This window comes from Nitratireductor sp. ZSWI3 (genome assembly GCF_024655565.1).
Lineage (GTDB): Bacteria > Pseudomonadota > Alphaproteobacteria > Rhizobiales > Rhizobiaceae > Nitratireductor.
The window spans coordinates 1-1320 of record NZ_JANKOF010000194.1 but is presented as its reverse complement, the minus strand read 5'-3'; the positions used below and the strand labels follow the sequence as shown (position 1 = coordinate 1320).

At 68.3% G+C, this 1320-nt stretch carries 1 protein-coding gene and 2 pseudogenes; all 3 read right to left on the bottom strand.

What is annotated here, in order from left to right; all coding sequences use genetic code 11:
• Positions 1-232, bottom strand: a pseudogene (locus NUU27_RS25335) (P-type conjugative transfer protein TrbG); the annotation flags it as partial.
• Positions 229-918 (bottom strand): conjugal transfer protein TrbF, encoded by a 690-nt coding sequence (gene trbF, locus NUU27_RS25330; RefSeq protein WP_257765060.1) that lies wholly within the window; start codon positions 916-918, stop codon positions 229-231. The gene trbF and the pseudogene NUU27_RS25335, both read right to left, overlap by 4 nt.
• A pseudogene (locus NUU27_RS25325) lies at positions 915-1320 on the bottom strand (P-type conjugative transfer protein TrbL); the annotation flags it as partial. The pseudogene NUU27_RS25325 and the gene trbF, both read right to left, overlap by 4 nt.

Genomic DNA, 1320 nt, shown 5'->3' with positions numbered 1-1320 from the left:
CGGTTCCGCCCCGCGCGACGGTCCAGGCCGGCGGCGTGTGCAGCGGCCGCGGCCGTTCGCCGGTTGCGGTCGTCTGCACCACGGGCAGCGCGGGCACGTCGGCATCATAGGTGAACTGCGGCGTGCGGTTCGTGGCGCAGGCGCTCAGTGCGGTTGCAGAAAGCAGCAGAACCAGAAGACCGGATTTACGGAAAGCCGCAGAACCGAATTCGCGCTTCGTCTTGTGGGTCATTGGCTCATCTCCCGCGACCAGTTGATGGCATTGACATAGATGCCGAGTGGATTGGCGCGCAGGCGCTCGGCGTCGCGCGGCGTCTGGATCACGATGGTGAGGATCGCCGTCCACCGCTCGGTGGTGGAGAGCTGGCCGTTCTCGTAATGGCGCTCGGTCCATGCCACGCGGAAGCTGTCGGGCGAGGCCCGGATTACGCTCGACACTTCGACGGCGATCTGCTGACGGCCGACACGAGTGAACGGATCGTTGGCGCGGGCATAGTCGTTGAGCGCGGCCGCGCCGCGATCCGTCGTGAACTCATAAGCGCGCAGCCAGTTCTGGCGGACGATGATGGCGTCGGCCGGGATCGCGCGGACCTGTTCGATGAAGCGGCCGAGATGGAAGGCGATCTGCGGATCGGTGGGCCGATAGTCTGCCGTGGCCGGCGCGACCGCCTGCGCCTGGCCAAGACTGTCGACCTGTACCACCCAGGGCACGATCGTGCCGCGCGCCGTTTGCCAGACAAGAGCGGCGGCAAAGCCGGCCGACAGGATCAGTGAGCCGAAGGCCAAGCAGCGCCAGCTCCTGGCCTGCACGCGGGCCGAGCCGATGCGCTCGTCCCATGCCTGAGCGGCCTTCTGATAGGGCGTCTCGGGTTCGGGCGATTTGCCGTAATGCGTGGCGGGTCGTTTGAAGAGGTTCATGAGCGGTCACTTTCGGACAGATTGACGGAGGAACTGGTGCCGTGGCCGTCGCCGGAGCGCACCGCATGGGCGGCCATGGTGGTGCCGTGATTGAGCGCCTGCCGGCGCTGCATACGTTGCGCCCATGCGGGCGGGCCGCTGACAGAGGCGGAAGATGATGCAGCCGCGACGTCCCGCGCGCCGCCGACTGTGCCCATGGATGATGTCCCGCCACCTGCGGCAAAGCCCGCGCGGGCGCCCTCGGCGAAGCTGGATTTGACGGATGCTCCAGCGCGGGTCGCGGCACGTTTGAGGGGTGAGACGGCGGCCGACCCTGCGGCGCGGGCAACACCGCCGAGTCCCGAGGCGATACCGGCAGCCCCGGTCTGGCCGAGCGAGCTGACGCTGTAGGCCGCGCTTGCC

Excerpts from the sequence above, each read along its gene's own strand:
- trbF (WP_257765060.1), bottom strand. The coding sequence starts at position 918 with ATGAACCTCTTCAAACGACCCGCCACGCATTACGGCAAATCGCCCGAA.